Raw genomic sequence first — 20,478 nt, 5'->3', positions numbered from 1 at the left:
CTGCCCCCTGCCTCTTCGATGACACTTGTTTATCCACGCCGTCAGCGGCAACTCGAAAGCTTAGTTAGAAGATTAGGTCTGCCAAAAGGAGCGCCTGTCAAGTGGGATCTATTAGATTTGGCATTAACTCATCCCACTGTCTCTGACTCAGCAAACTATGAACAGCTAGAGTTTGTCGGTGATGCTGTGGTGCGTTTAGCGGCAGGTGTTATATTGTGGGAAAAATATCCTGACTGTCAAGTAGGAGATTTTGCCGCGATTCGTTCGGTATTAGTAAGCGATCGCATCCTGGCTCAATTAGCAAGAGAATATGGTTTAGAGTTATACTTACTAGTCGCTGGCAGTGCTACCAGCGACAAAGTTGGTCAAGAGTCACGACTAGCAGATGCTTTTGAAGCTATTTTGGGTGCGCTTTATCTTAGCACTAATAATCTAGAACTGATCCGTCCTTGGCTAGACCCTCACTTTCAAAAATTAATAACAGAAATTCGCCTCGATCCAGCTAGACTTAACTACAAAGCTGCTTTACAAGAATGGACTCAGGCACACTTTAAAGTTTTACCTGAATATCGAGTTGCAGAAGTAAATCAAACTAACCGCAATTTAGATCGTTTCTTTGCTGAAGTCTGGTTACACGACAACAAATTAGGTGAAGGCAAAGGACGCTCGATTAAAGCCGCTGAACAAGCTGCCGCTAAAGTCGCTTTTTTAGCAGTTGCTAATCAGAATAATCCCTGAGTTCAAAAGATAGTTAATAAACTGATAATCGGTTTATGTCAGTAGTCAGTGGTCAGTGGTCAGTTGTCAGTGGTGGGAGATGGTAAAGTCTGATTTTGAAAATTTGCGGGTTTACCAACTCGCTGAAAGTCTTGCTGATGAGATTTGGAACATTGTTGGCAGATGGGAACAATTTGCTAAAGATACAGTTGGTAAACAAATTGTTCGTTCTGTTGATAGCATTGGTGCAAATATCGCAGAGGGCAGTGGTCGTTATAACTATTAAGATAACCGACGCTTTGTCAGGATTGCTAGAGGCTCTTTAAACGAAACAAGATATTGGTTGCGAAGAGCTTATACTCGCAACTTGCTGACACAAGAGCAAGTAAGTAAACTCAAACCAATCGTTGATGAACTTTCACTAAAGTTAAACGCTTACCTAAAATCCATCGGCAATATTCAGAAAGAAAAGACTGACAACTGACAATTAACCACTGACCACTGACCACTAACAACTGACAACTGAACACTAACAACTAACTATTGACAAATGATTAAAATTGCAGTTATCGGGGTTGGGCGTTGGGGAGTGCATTTACTGCGGAACTTTTTAGCACATTCCCAAGTAAGTGTAGTGGCAGTAGTAGATCCACATCCAGAAAAACTGAGCGCAGTTAAGCGACAGTTTAATTTAGATGAAAGTGTGTTATTAACGACAGAATGGCACTCTTTACAACAAGTGCCAGAACTGTCAGCAGTAGCGATCGCAACTCCTGCCACAACCCATTATGCTTTAGTTAAGGATGCTTTAAAACAGGGCTACCATGTTTTGGCAGAAAAGCCCTTAACTCTAGACCCAGAAGAATGTCTAGAACTTTGCCAATTAGCGCAGCAACAGCATTTAATACTCATGGTTGACCACACTTATTTGTTTCACCCAGCGGTTGAAAAAGGGCAAGCTGTAATTCAGGCAGGTAAGTTAGGCAATTTACGTTATGGTTATGCTACCCGCACTCATCTAGGGCCAGTCCGACAAGATGTCGATGCCCTCTGGGACTTAGCAATTCATGATATAGCTATTTTTAACAACTGGCTGAATCAAATGCCAGTGAAAGTACAGGCAAATAGTCAAGTTTGGTTACAAGAAAACAAAAGTAAGGAACTTAGCAATTTTCCCTTAGGCTTGGCAGACTTAGTATGGGTAACACTAACATACCCAAATGGCTTTCAAGCACATATTCATCTTTGTTGGCTCAATCCTGATAAACAACGACGACTTGCGGTTGTGGGTAGCCTTGGTAGCTTAATTTTTGATGAAATGTTACCATCATCGCCTTTGACTTTGCTACATGGTGAGTTTGAATCTCAGGAAAATCAATTTTTGCCTGTCAATCAAAGACGAGAAGTATTGGAATTAGAAACAGGTGAACCCTTGCAGCGGGTTTGCGATCGCTTTGTGACTTGTATTATTAAGAATACTCCCCCAGTAGTTTCATCTGGTTGGGTAGGCACAGAATTAGTACAAATTCTCTCAGCTTTAACAACATCTCTTAATCAAGGCGGACAAGCTGTTTTTGTAAGGAACTAGTACTATAGGACTCCTATTTGATTTTTGAACACGATTCAGTACATATCTATCCCTTCTTAACTGTTCCCTGTTTCCTGTTTCCTGTTCCCTACCTACACAAATAAATTCAGTAATCAAACCGGATTACTATATGTCACAGCAACTTTGCTGGGTTATATAGTTGGATACAAGCGTTCCATAATCTTGCCGGGCTGGAAAGCAAATAGTAACATTGGGGATGCAATTATAAATTGCTGAGGTAAACTTGCAAGCAAGGTAATACACAATATTACTCAGCGGCTCTTCGGTCTGGGCATCACTTATAATGGAACACTGGCAATTTCTGATTCAAAGACAAGGCGATCGCTCTTGGCATACCCTGGAATCGCCAAATATAGAAATATCGGCAGGTCGGTATAGAGTTTTGGCTCGTTCTAACCTTCCTAATACAGATGTAGAAGTTCGGGTAATTCATTCTTCAACCCAAGAAGTTCCTCCCAAACGGAGGATTCAAAAGCGATCGCGGCGTACTAACTCAGAAGGATTAATGGCGGTAATTCCCTTCACCCATCTCAAGCCCGGAAGTTGGGAATTGCAATGCTCTGGTGATTTAATGTCAGCTCTTTTGGGTAAATCTTGGCAATACAGCATTCACTTACAAGTCTTATCTCCAGAAATAGATGAGACGGTAGAAGGAAATTTGGATAGCAAAGAGAGTACACAAGAGGCAAACTCGTCCGATTATCAAGATGCTACTTTTGAGAGTGACCTTGTTGTATATACTCTAGAAAAAACAGAAGAAGCTATTATTGACCAGCCTGTTAGCCCAGTCTGGGTCAAAGGTGAAACAGCAGAGCAAATTTTACAAAATTTAATAGAGTTAGCCTTACCTGTGACTGAATCTTTGCTAGAGGATGAAAAAGTTGAAGATTTTCCAGACATACAACCACCGCCTCCACTTTTGCTGACCTTAGATCGAGAAAACTATATTGCTAGTTGGGGGCAAGTACTGATTATTAACGGGTACGTAGAGCTACAAGATGATACACCATACCCAGAAAATCTTCATGCATTGGAACTACGAATTGAACTGCGATCGCCTCTAAAAACAGAAACTTTAACCCAAGTACGGCAATCCTTACCAAACAATTCACTACCCTTCACCATTAACACCTCAATTGATATTCCTGCTGACTGTGAATCTAAGCTAATTTTGGCAGATATGAGTTTATATGGCGTACTCACTGAGCTTGGTGAAGTCATACTGTTAGCCAGCCAATCTTTTACCGTTACCGCTGATGTGACAGAATTGCTGGCAATTACAGCCCCAGCAAAATCTCGTCCAGCAGATTTGCCAGACGACTCGAACCCCTTAATATTAGACGCTGCCAAAAAGCCAGAACCATCTATCAGCATCGATTTGAAACTGTTCAACTTAGTCAAAACTCTACCTACAAAGCAGTCTCAGTCTATCGAGTTATCGCCAAAGCAAACTCTACCACCGTCAACTCCACAAGCAGCTCATCTGCAAGGGTCTACACTCAGTAAATTAACGGATTCTCGATCTCCACAACTACCAAAACTGCCTGAAAACCAAACTAAAGCAGGTATTACGGATACAAATTTTACAGATACAGAATTTCCAGAGCAGCTTTTAAACAAGGATGACACTACAGCCCCCATTAGCCCAATCACTCCTGTAGCGCCAATTAACTTAGAACTACTGGTGATCAAAAATCATCGAATTTCGATGCTTAGTAATAGTTTTCCTTATTTGAAACGGCTCAAAAACTTGCCTAGTGACAAGTCAGAGGAACATAATACACCAGATGAGTTAGATGTATTGGCATTACAGCCTGCTGACGACTCACCAGACTTAGTCGAGGATAAAAACACATCTGAATTATTGTCTTGTATAGACACAACATTAGCTGAGGATGACAATACATCTGAATTATTGACTAGTGATGACCAACTCCAAGATGATATAGATAAAACCTTAGCTGAAGGTGAAAATACATCTGAATTATTGACTAGTGATGACCAACTCCAAGATGATTCTGTAACAGAAGTACTAGCCTCAACTAATATAGATGAACCTGAAACAGAAGCAGTCGCACCAGTAAATACCGAAGTCTATTCATCCCCCCTAATTAAAAAGTGGATGCAGAGCCAAGGATACTCTTTGCCTGAATCTATGTATTTGCCATCCTCAGAAAATAATCCTGATATTCTAGATGATTATCTGGCGTTAAGCGCTCAAACTCCTGCTGCGGATGTTGACTTGCCATTGAATTTAGATCTTGAAATAGAGACTGAGGCAAATACGGTTGTGCCAGAAGTAGAAGATACCAGTACACAAGAAAATATAGAAGATATTAGTACGCCAGAAAACGCGGAGGTAGAAAGTAACTTACAAGAAACTGACTCGTCACTGCTGCAAGTGCCACAACCGCCACCTGCCAATTCTATCAAGGCTCCATCAGCTTGGTTAGCACAGGAAATTGTTGTAGATGATACAAGCGAAATTGAAGTAGACGCGCTAAGTAGTCAGACTGATGAAGATCAAGTGCAACCAATTTCAGATTTATCTGTTCCTTTACATCAGGCTGAGGCAATCAGTGAGCCTTTACCAGTTCCGCAATTACATGTACCAGACGGTGAATTGATTGCTGGTAAATTGATCAGAGTGCGCGTAGAATTGCCTAATGTTAGCCCTCAAGTTGTTGTGAAGCTATGGGTTGAAGATTGTCAAACTCGCTGGTTGTTGGACGGTCCCCATTTGCTTAAAGATTTGTTACCTAGTTCTGGGGGAGGTTTGGAAGTAATTACTCAATTAAATGTTCCTTTTGGCTGTTTAGAAATTCGCTTGGAGGCGATCGCTTTAAATGTGTCTACCCAGCAAGAGAGTCATAAAGTTACAGTAGTGCGGGCTGTGATTCCTCCAGACTTGCCAAATTTGCAACTAGATGAATTGTTCGGTATTTGAACACTTGTTACAGAACCTGTGTTAAAAATCTTGAGATTTTCAGAAATGCCGCTGAATTTGCAGTAAGCTCATTTTGAATTGTAATGTGATTGAACAGGACTATTTACTATGGCAGCTTCATTTTTGCCTTCTATTTTCGTTCCCATCATTGGTTGGGTTTTCTCCGCTGTGGTATTCGCGTTTCTGTTTTTATACATTGAAAGGGATGATATGGTCTAGTTGAGCTATTTTTTATCAACTTGACTGTGCAACTGATCAATTATTGAAAAACCGCCCATCTCATAGAGACAGGCGGTTTTTTAATGTCGATTTCTAAACAAATGCTAGAAAGTCCAGATTGAATGATCTTAAATCGAAGTGATTCTTACATTGAAGAACCAATTCCGGCATAGGCTCCATAAAAGAAAATGCCTACAACTGTAATTACACCTAATCCTGCGATCGTAGCGACGACCCACAGGGGAATTCTTCCGCTTCCAGCAGACACAGCTTTCTCCTCCCTTAACAACAAATCAACACAGATTAAATAAGCACAGATTTACAACAATAGTTCCAGTTAGTTAAAGAAGTAACTGGAGAATAGAATCCCTAGGACAAAAATCAGTAGTAGTCCCAGATATAGGGAAGTCCGATTTAATTCAACCGGCTGATTATTAGGGTTGGGTGTTCTTTCCATGATTGGCTCCTTCCTAGCGTTGAATAAACTGCATGGCGGCGATCGCGCCTAAAAAGAAGACGGTTGGTACACCTAAAGTGTGAACTGCCAGCCATCTAACTGTAAAAATTGGATAGGTAACTGGTTGATTAATGTTATTGCCGCTAGTCATGATCTCAAACTACTTAATAAATTGTTCAACTTGTTTTTTAGCTTCAAAACGGTTCTTCACAATCGGCACTTCTTGCCGTGCTTGCGTGTAATACTGATCGGGACGAGGTGTACCAAACACATCATAAGCCAGTCCGGTGCTGACGAATAACCAACCGGCAATGAACAATGCTGGAATGGTGATGCTGTGAATTACCCAGTAACGAACGCTGGTAATAATGTCCGAAAACGGACGTTCTCCAGTAGTACCTGACATTTATATTCCTGCCTTCACAAAGACGTTATTGAGTCTATTATCCTACAAAGTTTAGAAAGAGTTACAAGTTGCAACGTTCTTCTCAGAAATTGAGATAAATACTGATGGCTGAGATGCCCTTAAGCTGACTCTGTAGAGGGGGTTTGTTCCAATTTCGGGAGATATTTCAGTAAGACACCGCGATCGCCAATGATAAATCCCTGCTCTGGCTGAAAAAAGACGATTTTATACAAATTAGCAGCTACATCTTCAACTGCGCGGTCTTTTTCCCAAGTTTTGCCACCATCAGCACTCCGCAGTAAATTACCGCTACCGCCACCTATCCAAATTTCTTCTGGTGTGCGATATGCCAAATCTAATAAACCCCAGCTTGTGGACAACTCAGGACTTTGGGCTTCTTGCCACTCGTCAGATTGATTTGGGTCACTAAATTGTACTTGACCTCCCCGCGCTAATAACCACAGCTGTCCATTTTCAGAAAAGCCCATGTTTTCTACACGGCGAGAACTATTGCGGTTATGGGGAACCCAAGCATTTTGTCCTGGTTCCCAAGTTGAGTAAAAGCTACCTTTAGCCGAAACAGCAACATATCTGCCATCAGCAGAACGTTCCATGTTACGTACAACACCGACAGCTGCTTCTACTTGGGCTTTCCAATTTTTACCACCGTCTGTGGTTTTGTATATTGCTCCCACATTAGTAGCCATTTCAGCAGTATTATTACCTAGTGCTTTGATGGCGATCGGACTTCCTGGTAGCTTTTCGCTTAAGGGAATACGCGACCAAGAACGGCCTTCATCGGTGGTATGTAAAAGTAAAGAAGGCTCTCCCACAATCCAGCCTTCTTGATCAGCAAAACTAACTGAGTCAAAGCGAGACTTAGGATCATCTAGTGCCAGTGTTAAAGGTTCCCAAGTATTACCACCGTCATTGGTTTCTAAAAGAGTGGCATTGCTACCTACTAAAAAACCATGTTGAGGATCATTAGTAAAGGCAATGTCTAGTAGTTTAGCGTCTGTTGGCACAGAAATTATTTTCCAGGGGTTGTAACTAATAGAGGGTACTTGGCTACAACCTATACAGATGAGGACTATTATCAACAAGGCAAATATTCTTTGCCAACTTTTCACAAGACCTATTGAATGCATCAGTATTCTTATTGGTTTTCTAAATTTTTGACCTTAAGGGCAGTAGTCGCCCTAAAAATTGAGTAAAAAAGATAACGGGTCTTATTGTAAGCCGTAGAGACTGATAAAAAACAAGAAACCCAAAGCCAAAGCACCAAAAATCAGGATATTTTTTTGCGTTGGCGTTAGTTGATTAACACCCAATCCATAACCGAGATTTTCTTTGAAACCAGATGCTGTACCCGCAGGGCCGATGTTGGCAAAAGCGGTCTTCTTGGCAGCACAAACTGGACAGCGCCAATTTATGGGTAATTCTGCAAAAGGTGTCTCTGGAGCAATATCATTGCTATTGTCACCTTTTTCGGGTTCATAAACATAACCGCAGGAGCGACACTCGTAGCGGTCTAACAGCGAAGTATCAACAGCTTGTTCGCTCATGGCTCAGGCCTCGCAGAAGGTAATTCTTAAATATACGTTAAAAATTATGACATAATTGTTAGACTTTTCTATCACTAGCCAAAACGAATCAAATACCTGAAGTCCTTTTGTTTCCCAGATTTCAGAAAACCCAAAAAGATATAATGTAAAAGAAAGTAACAGCCTTATTTACACCATAAGCGGTAGATATTCATTGTGTTTGTCCTCAGCGGTTACGAATACCTTCTAGGCTTCTTAATTATCTGTAGCCTAGTGCCTGCCTTGGCACTTTCAGCATCCAAGCTCCTCCGACCCAGTGGTAACAGCCTAGAACGGCGCACCACTTACGAATCTGGTATGGAACCAATTGGGGGAGCCTGGATTCAGTTCAACATCCGCTACTACATGTTTGCGCTAGTCTTTGTGGTCTTTGATGTAGAGACTGTATTCTTGTATCCTTGGGCGGTTGCTTTCCACCGTCTAGGATTACTGGCATTCATTGAAGCCTTAGTTTTTATTGCAATTCTTGTAGTCGCCTTAGTTTACGCATGGCGTAAAGGAGCTTTGGAATGGTCTTGAATCCTAATTTAACAACCCAGGACAAAGAACAAATCATCAATCCTATTGAGCGTCCCACAGTCACTCAAGACCTTTCAGAAAATGTGATTCTGACTACGGTTGATGACCTCTACAACTGGGCACGGCTTTCGAGTTTGTGGCCGTTACTATTTGGTACAGCTTGCTGTTTTATTGAGTTTGCAGCTTTAATTGGCTCTCGATTTGACTTTGACCGTTTCGGGTTAATTCCTCGTTCTAGCCCCCGTCAAGCCGATTTAATTATTACCGCAGGGACAATTACCATGAAGATGGCACCCCAATTGGTGCGTCTTTATGAACAAATGCCCGAACCGAAATATGTAATTGCGATGGGAGCTTGTACAATCACTGGCGGAATGTTCAGCGTGGATTCTCCGACTGCTGTTCGGGGAGTTGATAAATTGATTCCTGTTGATGTGTACTTGCCTGGTTGTCCTCCTCGTCCAGAAGCAATTATCGATGCGATCATTAAGCTACGGAAAAAGATAGCTAATGATTCAATGCAAGAACGCGATCAAATCAAGCAAACTCACCGTTTTTACAGCACAACTCATAATCTGAAGCCAACAGAGCAAATTTTAACTGGTAAGTATTTGCGCTCAGACACTCGCAATGTACCACCGAAGGAGTTGACAGAAGCAATTGGTTTACCTGTACCACCTGCACTGCTGACAGCAAAAACCCAAAAAGAGGAGCAAAACCGTGGCTGAAGAAGAATCTAAACCAGTACCAGCAGAGGAAGACTCTTTAGTCAAAGCCGGCCAAGTTTCCCAATGGTTGACAGAAAATGGTTTTGAGCATGAGTTTTTAGAACCAGATAAGAACGGCGTAGAGATAATTAAAGTGGAGCCAGATTTCTTGCTGCCCACCGCTACAGCCCTCTATGCTTACGGTTTTAATTATCTCCAGTTTCAGTCTGGTATTGATCTTGGCCCAGGACAAGATTTAGTTAGTGTGTATCACTTGATTAAAGTTGGTGATAATGCTGATAAACCTGAAGAAGTACGGATAAAAGTCTTTTTGCCAAGAGAAAATCCTGTAGTGCCTTCAGTGTATTGGATTTGGAAGACCGCTGACTGGCAAGAGCGCGAGTCTTACGACATGTATGGCATTATCTACGAAGGACACCCCAATTTAAAGCGGATTTTGATGCCGGAAGATTGGGTAGGCTGGCCTTTGCGGAAGGATTATATCTCGCCTGATTTTTACGAGCTGCAAGATGCTTATTAAATAGTGGTGAGTTTCAATCAACTGGTGAGAATGTTGAAGTCTCATCTCTATAGCGCTTCTCGTTTGAATGAGGTACATGTCGTTAAGATCAGGGACTAGGGACTAGGGGCTATGTACCTCACATAATTGGGAACTGCTATAGCCCCTCTTTAATGACAAAGAGGGGTGACTAAATCGCCTAAAACTCTGGGATTGCATCCCTACACTGCGTTTTGATCGCAATGATAAATTTTGCTTGCGTAAGTCCTGATTTTATTACTTAACAGCTAATGGTCAACACAGATTAACCGGGGCTGTTTTTTTATCAAACCAAAAGTTTTTGATATTTTCTACAAATTCCCAGGTATTTTCAAAGTGAGTATTATGTGCAGAATCATTAATAATTTTTAGTTGGGCAACTTTACATATTTTAGTCATCTCTGTATTAATATCTATAAATTTTTGATCATAAGCTCCAGAAATCAGCAACAAAGGTTTTGTATTTTCTGAAAGTTTTTCCCACAAGCTAGGTTGACTACCAGTACCCATAAATTGTAAAGATTTAGCTAGTTTTATGGGATCATTTTGTAACCGGCTTTCTAGCATTAAGTCTAACTGTGGATGATTTTTTATAGAGCCGAAAATTGGCTGACTATACCAATTTAATAAAAAAGCATAAAAGTCATTTGTTGTTAAACTTCGTCTTAATTTTTTGGCTATTTGAGCATCACTCTTAACTCGTTCTAACTGTTCTGCTGCTGTCATCAAACCTGGAGAAGCAGATTCTAATACAACTTTATAAAAACGCTCTGGAAAATGTAGAATAAGGTATAAGGCTAATCTTCCACCCATTGAATAACCAATTAAGAAGCATTTGTCAATTTTCAATTCGTCCAGTAAGTTGATTAAGGCATGGGCAATATTTGCCATAGTATAATATTCGTCGCTACCTATTACTTGGGTTTTTCCATGTCCGGGAAGGTCAAGTATCAGATAAGAAAAGTTATTATCTAATAATTTGATGGCTTCATTAAATTCATTAATATTACCCATAAAGCCATGTAAAAACATAATTAAAGGTTTTCCATGTTTGCTAATTAGATAATAGTGAAATTGATAGTTTTCTTGTGTCATAGTTTAGTAAGATATTGTAGATTAAAGGAGTACAACAGATGTTGTACTCCGATAAATAATTAACGCAGTGGTGATTCCTCACTACTTACTTTTTCCGGCTAGAACTTAATCTTCGTCTAGTGCTGGAAAAACTTCCTCAAATTCCCACAATTTATCTTTATTGTTGAGAAACCATATACGAGTTTCTGGAGTCAATTGACTCCAAATAACATCACCAGGAATGTGAGGAGATGCGTATTGATATTGCTGACCAAGTAATTTGAGATTTTCTACTACATCTTGGGGAATACCAAACTCTTGCCAGTCAACTTTGAGATGTCTTCCAGAAAGTCCCGCAGCAGGATCAAAAACTAATTGTGCAGTCCTAATTAAATCAGCAAAGTGTTTTGGTTTGAGACTTGCTAGTTGCTGAAGTTGGTGTGATTCATTGTGTTCTTGAGACATTGTTACTGGAGTGATAAAAATTGGTAGTCTGTCGAACTTACTGCCAGAGATTTTTATCCCAATATCTTTTAGTTTAACTTAGAGTTTTGTATAACGAACAGCTGAGAGTAAAACAAAGTTGTATATACAAATTCTAACTTTTAAATATCAGTATATAGAACACAGACAAGATTTTGGCGTGAGCGCTCATACCGTTTCACTTTAAAGTTGATACATTTGGGCAAGCAGGGGAAGCAGAGGAGGCAGGGGGAGTAAGAAAATTAATTTGTATCAATAATTTCGTGAAATAGTATCAGTCGAATGCTGCCCACAATACAATAATTTTATGTCTTTGTACTACATAACTGGGCTGCACATCAGCTTAATCTAAATCAATAAACAATGAGTGAGAAATTTATTACTCCTAACTCCTAACTCCTAACTTTTGCTTACTACTAACTTCTAAGGGTAAGAAAATAGTTAAGACTTCCCCGTACTGAGGACGTTGACGCACAATTAGTTTGCCCCCAATTGCTTGAAACAGATGCTTGGTTGCAGTAATATTTAAACTAATCGTACCTGTTTCTGGTTGGAACATCAACAATTGACCAAGGGCTTTACGGATTGGTGGTGTTGCAGGTGTAGCGGTTTTATTTGTATCTTGACAATGGGTTTGAGGCGATAGTTGTAATTTTAGTTGGTCTCCAGCGGGGATTACTTGTACTTGGATATGGCTGCCAGCAGGTAAGCTACGGGTAAAATTTTCCATTAGACCAGTAAGTATGCGATCCAGCATATTTGGATTGCTTACCACTGTTGGTAGTTGTTGAGGTAATACTACATCTAAAGTTAAATTGCGCCGATTTGCTGCTTGTTGCCACCGGGGAATACTCTGCTGCAACACTTGATCTAAAGACATTGGTGTTAGTTGAGTGCTTGAAGATTTTACCGTTGCACAAGTTTCCAGTTCTGCGGCCTTAAACAGCAACTCCATTCGGTCAATTTGCTCGGTACACTCATGGTCAATAATTTCTAAGCGACTGGTGACGTTAGCTGGTAAATCTCGCCGCTTTAACAGCAAGCGAGTCATGGTGCGAATAGTTGTTAAAGGGGTGCGAACTTCATGGGCAAAAGCTTGGAGTAATTCTACATCGGGGCGGGGAGAGGCTTTTGCTGAAGACGAATTAGAGGAAGTAGGTGTCACTGGATCAGTGTATTCTTTTGTTGCTTTGTCTTCTTGTGACTCTGTTAATTCTTGAAGCAACAATTGGCTAAACTGAATCACAGTCCGGTAATCTGGCGCTACTGGGGAATACTTTTCGACTAATGCATCCAATTCGCTGAAGAAATCCGGATTACTCAGCATAACTCTTGCCCCAAGCGATCGCCATGCTTGCTGTACTACTTCTGGCTCAAAGGAAAATGAAAAACTTTTGTGACCACTGTCGTTTTCTGCCAAAACCAGCACTAATCTAAATTTATCTGTGAAAATCAAGCAAAATTGCTCTGCTGCTAAGGGGTCGGCAGGTAGTAAAGGCAGTACCGATTCATGAGGAGAGATTTCTGCATCTACCATCGCGATCGCCTCTGGGATCTCAAATGGCATCAGCGCTAAAGGATTAAATGGTTTTGCCGTAAAAGTCACTCTCTGCAAACTCTGAGTGAGGATTGGCTGACTGAATAAGGGTGCTGGTGCAGCTAAGATTAATCCCTGAGTAGTCTCCGAGTCAGCAGGTGTTAAGGAGTTTATCAGCAGATGCTCGGTAGCTGCTAAACTGACGCGCCACTGCCTCTGGGCTTTGGTTGGTGAACATTCAGCTACAGTTGATTGACTTGCGGCTAAAATTTCACTTAGACTTGGCAATATCCATTTGTACACAGGTTCTCACCCCTTAATTCAAGAGCGACTAACAGCGTTAAGGTTAGGCATTTCCTCACTACTTATGAGGTTATAGTTCTTTGTGTACTGGCGACAGTCGTAGAACCGAACAAAATAGGGGCAATTTCCTCTGTTACTGACGTTTGATCAGATTAACGATCACAGTTGCTAATTCAATTGGCTCCGCAGGTTTAGAAACATGTTTTTGAAATCCTGCTGCCAGCGCTTGTTTTTGGTTAAATTCTCCTGCATAAGCGCTCAAAGCGATCGCTGGAATTTGTCCGCCTTGTTCTGGCGATCGCTTTCTCACTTCACGTAGTAACATATAGCCATCCATCAATGGCATACCGATATCACTTAATAAAATATCTGGTTTAGATTGGGATAAAGCTGTTAGGGCTTCATTTGCTGATGCTACTGCTGTGACAGTCGCTCCATACTGTTCTAGGGCAAAGGTAAAAAACTCTCGCACATCAGCTTGATCGTCCACTAAAAGGATTTTCACTCCTGAAAGTAACGATTCTTCAGTAGTAATTTCTAATGGGGAAGACTTAAAATTAGCTTTTGGCAATGGAGAAGTTTTGAGTAATGGTAGCCTAACTGCAAAGGTTGCTCCTTGTCCTTCGCCTGGACTGTCTGCGTGAATTGTACCACCATGCAGTTCCACTAAACGGCGCACAATTGCTAGTCCTAGCCCTAATCCACCAAATACCCTAGTCGTCTTAGAATCTGCTTGTCGGAAATAATCAAAAACGTAGGGTAAAAATTCTGGGCTGATTCCTTTGCCTGTGTCGATGACTTGAATTTGGGCGTTGGCTCCTATCTGTTCTAAATGTACTTCTACTCGTCCTCCAGAGGGTGTGAATTTAACTGCATTTGAGAGCAGATTCCAGATTACTTGTTGTAAGCGATCGCTATCGCCCATTACCTGTAAAATATCAGTGCTGAATGTTGTTTGAATTTCAATTGACTTGGCTTCGGCTGCTAAACGCACTGTTTCTAAGGCTGCGGTAATAGTTGTTCTCAAATCCATCGTAGAAACATTGAGTTTCAACTTACCTTGTAAAATACGCGAAACATCTAACAGATCTTCGATGAGTTGAGTTTGCAATTTGGCATTACGCTCAATTGTTTCCAAAGCCCGGACTTTAGTAGCTTCGTCAAACTGGCGGGTTCGTAGTAACTTTGCCCATCCTAAAATTGGATTGAGGGGAGTTCTGAGTTCGTGGGAAAGCACAGCCAGAAATTCATCTTTAATCCGGTTGGCTGTTTCTGCTTCTTCTCGTGCAGTTTGTTCGGCTTCATAAAGTTGAGCGCGGGCGATCGCCTGGGCGCACTGTTGCCCTAAAGTCAACATAAATCCTTGATATTCTTGATTAAATGTTTGGGCGATCGCAAAATTTAATCCTAGTGTGCCAATCGCTTTTCCTTCTTGAACTAAAGGCACGCAAGCATAGGCAAAATCCCCATTTGTAGTTGGAATCCGGGCTAAATGGGGATATCTTGCCAGCCAATCGGCTCGATTATCGATAAAGATTGGCTGACCAGTTCGGACTACTTCTGCTGAGGGAATCGAAGCAGTTAAGGGAAAAGTTTCTACGGTATCTATATCCGATTGCGGATACCCAATTGCTTGGACAATCTTTAAAGCAGTACCTTGATCAGTTAGTAAAAGCACAGAACCAGCTTTCGCTCCCAAGGCGGCAACTCCTTGATGCATCACGACATCTGCTACTTGCTGGGGAGTTAAGGCTTGAGAAAGAGCTGCGGTAATTTTTTGTAACAGCAGTGTGCGGCTCACAGCCTTTTCAGCCGTCTGTCGTGCCTGTTGAGTTTCTTGGTACAATCTGGCATTATCGATCGCTGTGGCAGCACGACGAGCAATATCCTCTGCTAAACCTAAGTTTGCCTGTTCATAGTGACGACCTGAATCTGCCATCACAAAAGAAATAGCTCCGAACACTTGCCCACGAGAGCGTAATGGAATCATCATTACCGACTGAATACCCAAATTTTGCAGCAATTGCAGATGTGTTTGATCTTGTGCTATCTCTGCAAGAATAGTGTCGGGAAATTCGGGATAAAAGACAGATTGTCCTTGCCGTACCTGCTGCATCAAAGGATGTTGTTCCCCATTTGGGGATGGATAACGTTGTCGTAATTCCTGTAAATTAAAGCGTTTTGCGGGGTTAGCAGTTGCCAGAGCAATTTGTTGACTTGACAAATCTGCCTGAAAAATATCCACAATACACCAATCAGCCAAAGTAGGAACTGCCAAGTTAGCCACACCAGTTAAAGTGACGTGATAATCTAATGAAGAAGCTAATAAGGCGCTGGCTTCTACCAAAAAGTATTGTGTTTCCTCAGCTTTTTTGCGTTCGTGCAGCGCAGCTTGCTGTTTGCTAATATCCTCAACAATGCCCATTGCATACTTTGGTTGTCCATCATCATCCCAAACTGCTGATGAAGTCAGATTTACCCAAATAACTGAACCGTCTTTGCGGATATAGCGTTTTTTTAGGGAATAACCATTGATTTCCTTTGCCAATACTCGTCGAGCATAATCCCAATCAACTTCTAAATCATCAGGATGTGTAATCTCCTGGAAATTCATCTGGATTAATTCTTCACGACTATACCCAGTAATCTCACAAAAAGCAGGATTAATCTGAAGGAATTGCCCATCCAGCCTTACTAAGGTAATGCCTACAGCTGCTTGGTCAAACATTGCTCGGAACCTAGCTTCACTTTCGCGCAGGGCAATTTCTGTTTGCTTTGCTGCTGTCACATCTGCCAAAATAATCCCAATACCGATGGTTTCGCCTAGTGTGTTGTAGACAGGGTAATAGTTACCTAGCCAGTAGCCCTGACGTGTAGGTTCTTCTGTTGTCTGTCCCCTAATGTCTACATTCAGCATCGGTTCTCCTGTATCCAATACTAGCTGTAATTGTGGCTCAAACTCATCTGCCATTTCTGGTAGTACTTCTCGGAGTTTGCGTCCTAGATGTTCTTCTATACTCAAATCATTAATATCTGCCAAAACCTGATTAATTCGCAGATATCGCAGTTCACGATCTAAAAAGCAAACAGCCACAGGAGCCCCTGCTAATAACGCATCTAAAAGAGATAAAGATTCGGCATAATGCACCAAAGCTTGATGACTGTCTTGGTAAAGTCTGGCATTTTCTACGGCTAGAGCAGCTCGATAAGCGATGTCTTTCGCTAAAGCTAGGTCACGTTCTTGGTAGGGGCGATTTGATTTTGAACTTACAAAGCTAATGCTGCCGAGTATTCGCTGATGTGCGACTAGCGGCACAACCATAAAGGATTTGCATCCCATCTGTCGCACAGCTTGTAAATGTTCATCGTTCTCAGTAACTGCAATTAAAAAAGAGTCATTGATTTGTGAAATTAATTCTGCCTGTCCAGTTCGTAGCACTCTAGCAATAGGATTGACATCTTTAGTAACTGGTGCATACCGCTGGAGTTGAAGCGCCCACTCTGATTTGGAAGGATCTGCATGAGCAATAGGCAGACGACGAATCGAACCATCTTCATTTAGAATTTCTACTAAACACCAGTCAGCTAACTGGGGTACTGAAATTTTGGCTATTTGTTCTAAAGTTTCTTCATAATCTAGGGAGGTTGCCAGTATATTACTAGTCTGGGCAATATAACGACGTGTATTTTCAGCTTGCTTGCGCTCTGTAATATCGATCACAAAAAATGCGCCTCGATCTACAGTTCCCTGAAAGTGACTAGCACCTACCAAAATCGCGATACGTGAGCCATCTTTACAGATATATTCTTTTTCATAAGGAGTGCAGAAGGAATTATTTTCTAATTGAGCCAGTGCTTGCTCATCAAGTGGTAGGTACTCTGTAGGGGTAAGTGCTTGCCAATTCAGTTTTCGGGCAACTAATTCTTCACGGGTGTAACCTATCATCTTGAGCAAGGCATCGTTAGCATCTGTAACTTTGCCATTTTCTTGCCAAAAACCAATACCAATCATGTTGGAATCAACTACACTACGAAACTTAGCTTCGCTTTCTCGTAATGCTTGTTCGGTTTGTTTTAATTGAGTGATGTCAATTCCAGTAACTCCTACTCCTAGCAATTGCCCATCTGGTAAACACACCGGATAATAACTAACAAGACCGTGACGATACACCCTAGACTGGTAAGTTTCACCACTAACTTCTTGGTTTAGTAATGGCTTTTTTGTTTGCATTACCTGTCGCAAGAGAGGCTCAAGTTGAGTTGCCCATTCTGGTAATACTTGCTGTAGGCTACGACCAATATGTTGATGTTGCGGAATACCATTGATAGATGCCAACGCTTCATTGGCATATACATAGCAAAGTTCAGTATTGAAAAAAGCCAGTGCAACTGGAGAACTCATCAGCCAAGCATTAAGCAGTGCTAAAGATTCGTCTTTTTGTTGAATAGCTTGCCGAAGTTCTTGATGTAATTGGATGTTTTCTAATTCTGCCTGTTTACGTTCAGTAACATTTAAAGCTACACAAGTAATACCTGAAACACTATTTTCGTTAATTAATGGTTCAACAAGTAAATCATAGTAACGGACTTCTCCACGAACTGTCAGACAAACTTCTTCACGGGCAGAAATTCCGGTTTCCAAAACTCTTCGTTTAATAGCTGTTAATTGCTCTGCTGTTGATGCTGGAAATAATTGATAGTCAGATTTCCCTAACATTTCCTTAGCAGTGTCTAGATTTTGAGGATTATGAATCCATTGGTAGCGTAAATTTTGATCTTGTTGAAAAACGACAACATCGGAACTGCTTAAGGCAACTCGAAATTTTTCCTCATTCGCTTTCAATTTATATAAATTCACCTCAGCCCGGCGTTTGGTACTCTTTAATGCCTCGCATAAGATACTAAAGAGTATTCCTTCTCCGGCAAACAAACCCATTCGCATAAAGTCAGATGAAGCAAATTTCAGGCTATACTCTGGCGGAAGGAAAAAATAACTACTCAATAGAGTAGATAAAAAAGTTGCTAACAGCCCTGATTTCAAACCACCATGCCAAGCACTTAGCATTACGGCGCTAAAAAACAGTAGAAAAGGGGTTTTGCTCATGCCTAACCAAGGGTCTAACAGCAGCATTAGCACTAAGGTAAGCGCAACAATTAATACAACAATTCCATAGTTCCGTAACTGAGAACGACTTATATAGGGCATGAATGTTTGAGAAAACAACCAAATAATTGCTGTAAAGGCTGTATATACTCTAAGCTAATTTGCAAGTTTTAGGAATTTATCTCCAGATAGATCCTCTAAATATTGATGATTTTGAAACAACACTTTTTTTCAAGTTTCAGCTTATAAAAAGCTCATATAATACGTAATAAACTATCATCAATTTATTTAAATTGTTTGTCAATAAATTAATATTAAGGGGAAATATCCATTCTCTAAATAGTCGAACAACTAGAAAAATTAGAACGCAATTCAAGCAGTAGCTCGTTACCCCAATCATCAGACTAATTCAAGATATGAAAAAGCATCGTCATTTTGAAACGCCAGAGCAAAAACTTAAGCGCAAAGAAGTTGCTAGGCACAGACAACGTCAGAGAAGTTTTCGCCGCAATTAAAAACGATACTTTGATTAAGTAAAGCTCAGGATATCCTCATCTCAAACTTGTTGTAAAAGGAGAAATTACTATGAAAGTGCGTAGACGTAGCCCTACACAGATTTTTTTTATACATTTAGTTACGTGAAAAGATATTTTGCTTGGTAGTGAATTGAAGATAAGGGAAAATACTTGCCATTCTCCATTATTTACAGTACGATTGTACTATCAAAAGAAACCCTAATTATTTAGATTAACTCCACTTCACCGTGGAGTTTTTGTTTTTATATGGGTTTATGAGCGATCGCCCTAGTATTTTCCCTTAATTACTAAGTAGTTGATGGTCTTGTTACTTTTTTTTCACATCACGAGCCATATTAAGGTAGTAGTCATCCATTTTGACATGAGAACGACGGCTGTTAGTAGTCGTTTTAGGAGTTTTGCTTTGATTTATTTGCATTGGCTCTTGAGCCGAAGCTTCTTGTTTTATGCCTTGCGTCTCATCAGATTCTAAGAAATAATTAGACTTAGTAAATCCGAAGATTTTGGCAAAAAAGCCAAAGAAACTTTTGATAAAATTCCAAAAACTTTTGAAAACAACAGATAAAAAGCCTTCAATCCGCAGAAATACGTTGCGAACAGTTTGAGTTAGACGAAGCATAGTAGCACCTTCTATGATTGCCTACTATATATTGTGACTTAAATTTCATGAGGAACTGCTAAAAATTGCAAAGTAAAGCAGTTGTTAAAATCTACTTCAGAATGCGCGTCGTGTACCATGCAAATGGTACAAATGAAAAAAATAATTCCCAGCATCAGCGTCGTAGCGATAAACTAGTTTAGCAAAACACTCCTGTAGCCTAAAACGATGAAAGCATCTGCTAAGTTCGACTTTGAGGACGAAAAATTTAATGCACCCCCTTCTCAAGTCATCCCCTGGTGTCAGATGATTAATCCTCGGTATGGCACAGATGGCATTCAACCCCACGGTTTAGCAATTAAGGTGGATAATGCTCATGCTGTTAACTTTCAGCCCGATGAAAATTGGCAGCAGGTGGAGCATGAGTTTAGTTCTGGAGTTGAAACTGTTTTTATCAACGCTACTCCACAAATAGTTATTGTGCGTCGAGGCCCTTTGTCTGTCAAAGACCGAGAGACTGGAATGAAACTAGGTACGCTGAAAGAAAATTATGATGCTTTTTTAGCAGATAAACTTAAATTTAAAACTTTTACTCGCTATCTTATTTTTTTAGTAGGAGAAGATAAAAAATTTTTACATGAATCGCCACTGCAATTGACTCTTAATGGTGCAGCAGGTGCGAGTTTTAGCAAAACTTATTGCGAATTTCAACAAGGTAGAGTTATCAGTGGGTTTGTTGCTGAACTAGAAAAAACTTATGCTATATATCGCAAGCAACCCGTGACACCAAAAGGCCCCTTGTTCCATGCCCACGGGATTTTTTGTCCAATCATTGAGTGTGAAGAAAGAGGTATTGAGCCAAATATTGCTTTGGTTGCTTCGACTGTAGACTACAAGCATCCGACAGTGGCCACGTTAACAGAATACCTCATTGCTTCAGATTCAGTTGAATCTGCAATGATCTGTAAGACTTTTGAAGAATATAAAGATTTCGGTAAGGAACCCATCAAAGTAGAAGCACCAAAATTAGAAATGGCTGGCGTTTCTAGTTCTTACATCTATGCAGATGAAGATGATTTTGGTTATCCGCCATATTAAA

The 20,478-nt window shown here is 40.7% G+C and carries 19 protein-coding genes and 2 pseudogenes; 10 read left to right on the top strand and 11 right to left on the bottom strand.

Translation table 11 applies throughout. The annotated features are described in order from the left end of the window. The first annotated feature begins 18 nt into the window (after positions 1-18). From rnc to QI031_RS15320, 5 genes and pseudogenes are all read left to right on the top strand, one after another. Positions 19-738 carry a ribonuclease III gene (gene rnc / locus QI031_RS15340; RefSeq protein ID WP_281480539.1) on the top strand — a complete coding sequence of 240 codons (720 nt, stop codon included), beginning with the start codon at positions 19-21 and terminating at the stop codon, positions 736-738. A gap of 79 nt (positions 739-817) precedes the next feature. Then, a pseudogene (locus QI031_RS15335) lies at positions 818-1,201 on the top strand (four helix bundle protein). 66 nt (positions 1,202-1,267) lie between these two features. Next, positions 1,268-2,305, top strand: coding sequence for a Gfo/Idh/MocA family protein (locus tag QI031_RS15330; protein ID WP_281480538.1), 1,038 nt, complete (start codon positions 1,268-1,270; stop codon positions 2,303-2,305). Between the two features lie 304 nt (positions 2,306-2,609). Continuing rightward, a complete protein-coding gene (locus QI031_RS15325; RefSeq protein ID WP_281480537.1) occupies positions 2,610-5,273 on the top strand; it encodes a Rad2 family DNA repair protein in 2,664 nt (887 codons plus the stop codon). A gap of 108 nt (positions 5,274-5,381) precedes the next feature. Next, complete coding sequence (locus QI031_RS15320) at positions 5,382-5,492, top strand: photosystem I reaction center subunit VIII (RefSeq protein WP_281480536.1); 111 nt, start codon at positions 5,382-5,384, stop codon at positions 5,490-5,492. A gap of 145 nt (positions 5,493-5,637) precedes the next feature. On the opposite strand, the gene QI031_RS15315 is transcribed toward QI031_RS15320, so the two are convergent. From QI031_RS15315 to QI031_RS15290, 6 genes are all read right to left on the bottom strand, one after another. Next, positions 5,638-5,760, bottom strand: coding sequence for a photosystem II reaction center protein J (locus QI031_RS15315; protein WP_190409178.1), 123 nt, complete (start codon positions 5,758-5,760; stop codon positions 5,638-5,640). 69 nt (positions 5,761-5,829) lie between these two features. Next, positions 5,830-5,949 carry a photosystem II reaction center protein PsbL gene (gene psbL, locus QI031_RS15310; RefSeq protein WP_071989460.1) on the bottom strand — a complete coding sequence of 40 codons (120 nt, stop codon included), beginning with the start codon at positions 5,947-5,949 and terminating at the stop codon, positions 5,830-5,832. Positions 5,950-5,962: 13 nt separating this feature from the next. After that, positions 5,963-6,100 carry a cytochrome b559 subunit beta gene (psbF, locus tag QI031_RS15305; protein ID WP_015115279.1) on the bottom strand — a complete coding sequence of 46 codons (138 nt, stop codon included), beginning with the start codon at positions 6,098-6,100 and terminating at the stop codon, positions 5,963-5,965. 9 nt (positions 6,101-6,109) lie between these two features. Next, positions 6,110-6,355, bottom strand: coding sequence for a cytochrome b559 subunit alpha (gene psbE, locus QI031_RS15300; RefSeq protein WP_281480535.1), 246 nt, complete (start codon positions 6,353-6,355; stop codon positions 6,110-6,112). Positions 6,356-6,474: 119 nt separating this feature from the next. Further along, a complete protein-coding gene (locus tag QI031_RS15295; RefSeq protein ID WP_281486040.1) occupies positions 6,475-7,494 on the bottom strand; it encodes a photosynthesis system II assembly factor Ycf48 in 1,020 nt (339 codons plus the stop codon). Between the two features lie 90 nt (positions 7,495-7,584). After that, positions 7,585-7,920 carry a rubredoxin gene (locus QI031_RS15290; protein WP_281480534.1) on the bottom strand — a complete coding sequence of 112 codons (336 nt, stop codon included), beginning with the start codon at positions 7,918-7,920 and terminating at the stop codon, positions 7,585-7,587. A gap of 195 nt (positions 7,921-8,115) precedes the next feature. Here QI031_RS15290 and ndhC point away from each other — a divergent pair, with 195 nt between their 5' ends. The 3 genes from ndhC to QI031_RS15275 are packed head-to-tail and all read left to right on the top strand — an operon-like array spanning position 8,116 to position 9,726. Further along, on the top strand, positions 8,116-8,478 hold the full coding sequence (gene ndhC, locus QI031_RS15285) for a photosynthetic/respiratory NAD(P)H-quinone oxidoreductase subunit C (protein WP_214434860.1): 363 nt from the start codon (positions 8,116-8,118) through the stop codon (positions 8,476-8,478). After that, the gene (gene ndhK, locus QI031_RS15280) at positions 8,469-9,206 is read left to right on the top strand and encodes a photosynthetic/respiratory NAD(P)H-quinone oxidoreductase subunit K (protein ID WP_281480533.1); all 738 of its coding nucleotides are present in this window, start codon (positions 8,469-8,471) and stop codon (positions 9,204-9,206) included. The genes ndhC and ndhK overlap by 10 nt, the downstream gene beginning before the upstream one ends. After that, the gene (locus QI031_RS15275; RefSeq protein ID WP_281480532.1) at positions 9,199-9,726 is read left to right on the top strand and encodes an NAD(P)H-quinone oxidoreductase subunit J; all 528 of its coding nucleotides are present in this window, start codon (positions 9,199-9,201) and stop codon (positions 9,724-9,726) included. Before ndhK ends, QI031_RS15275 begins: the two co-directional genes overlap by 8 nt. Positions 9,727-9,999: 273 nt before the next feature. Here QI031_RS15275 and menH read toward each other — a convergent pair whose 3' ends face one another. The 4 genes from menH to QI031_RS15255 form a co-directional block, all read right to left on the bottom strand. Then, complete coding sequence (gene menH, locus QI031_RS15270; protein WP_281480531.1) at positions 10,000-10,839, bottom strand: 2-succinyl-6-hydroxy-2,4-cyclohexadiene-1-carboxylate synthase; 840 nt, start codon at positions 10,837-10,839, stop codon at positions 10,000-10,002. 105 nt (positions 10,840-10,944) lie between these two features. Further along, positions 10,945-11,283, bottom strand: coding sequence for a hypothetical protein (locus QI031_RS15265; RefSeq protein WP_281480530.1), 339 nt, complete (start codon positions 11,281-11,283; stop codon positions 10,945-10,947). Positions 11,284-11,686: 403 nt separating this feature from the next. After that, positions 11,687-13,141 carry a sensor histidine kinase gene (locus tag QI031_RS15260; protein WP_281480529.1) on the bottom strand — a complete coding sequence of 485 codons (1,455 nt, stop codon included), beginning with the start codon at positions 13,139-13,141 and terminating at the stop codon, positions 11,687-11,689. A gap of 133 nt (positions 13,142-13,274) precedes the next feature. Continuing rightward, positions 13,275-18,347: a PAS domain S-box protein gene (locus QI031_RS15255; RefSeq protein WP_281480528.1), complete on the bottom strand. Its 5,073-nt coding sequence runs from the start codon at positions 18,345-18,347 to the stop codon at positions 13,275-13,277. Between the two features lie 302 nt (positions 18,348-18,649). Here QI031_RS15255 and QI031_RS15250 point away from each other — a divergent pair. Continuing rightward, positions 18,650-18,760 (top strand): annotated as a pseudogene (locus QI031_RS15250) (30S ribosomal protein S21); the annotation flags it as partial. Positions 18,761-19,088: 328 nt separating this feature from the next. On the opposite strand, the gene QI031_RS15245 reads toward QI031_RS15250, so the two are convergent. After that, a complete protein-coding gene (locus QI031_RS15245; protein ID WP_281480527.1) occupies positions 19,089-19,400 on the bottom strand; it encodes a threonine dehydratase in 312 nt (103 codons plus the stop codon). Between the two features lie 207 nt (positions 19,401-19,607). Between QI031_RS15245 and QI031_RS15240 the strand changes: the two genes are divergently transcribed. After that, positions 19,608-20,477: a DUF5895 domain-containing protein gene (locus QI031_RS15240; RefSeq protein WP_281480526.1), complete on the top strand. Its 870-nt coding sequence runs from the start codon at positions 19,608-19,610 to the stop codon at positions 20,475-20,477. The last annotated feature ends 1 nt before the right edge of the window (position 20,478 follow it).

It is taken from the genome of Halotia branconii CENA392 (genome assembly GCF_029953635.1).
GTDB classification, from domain to species: Bacteria; Cyanobacteriota; Cyanobacteriia; order Cyanobacteriales; family Nostocaceae; genus Halotia; species Halotia branconii.
The sequence above is the reverse complement of the archived record's forward strand: the minus strand, read 5'-3'. Positions and strand labels throughout refer to the sequence as shown.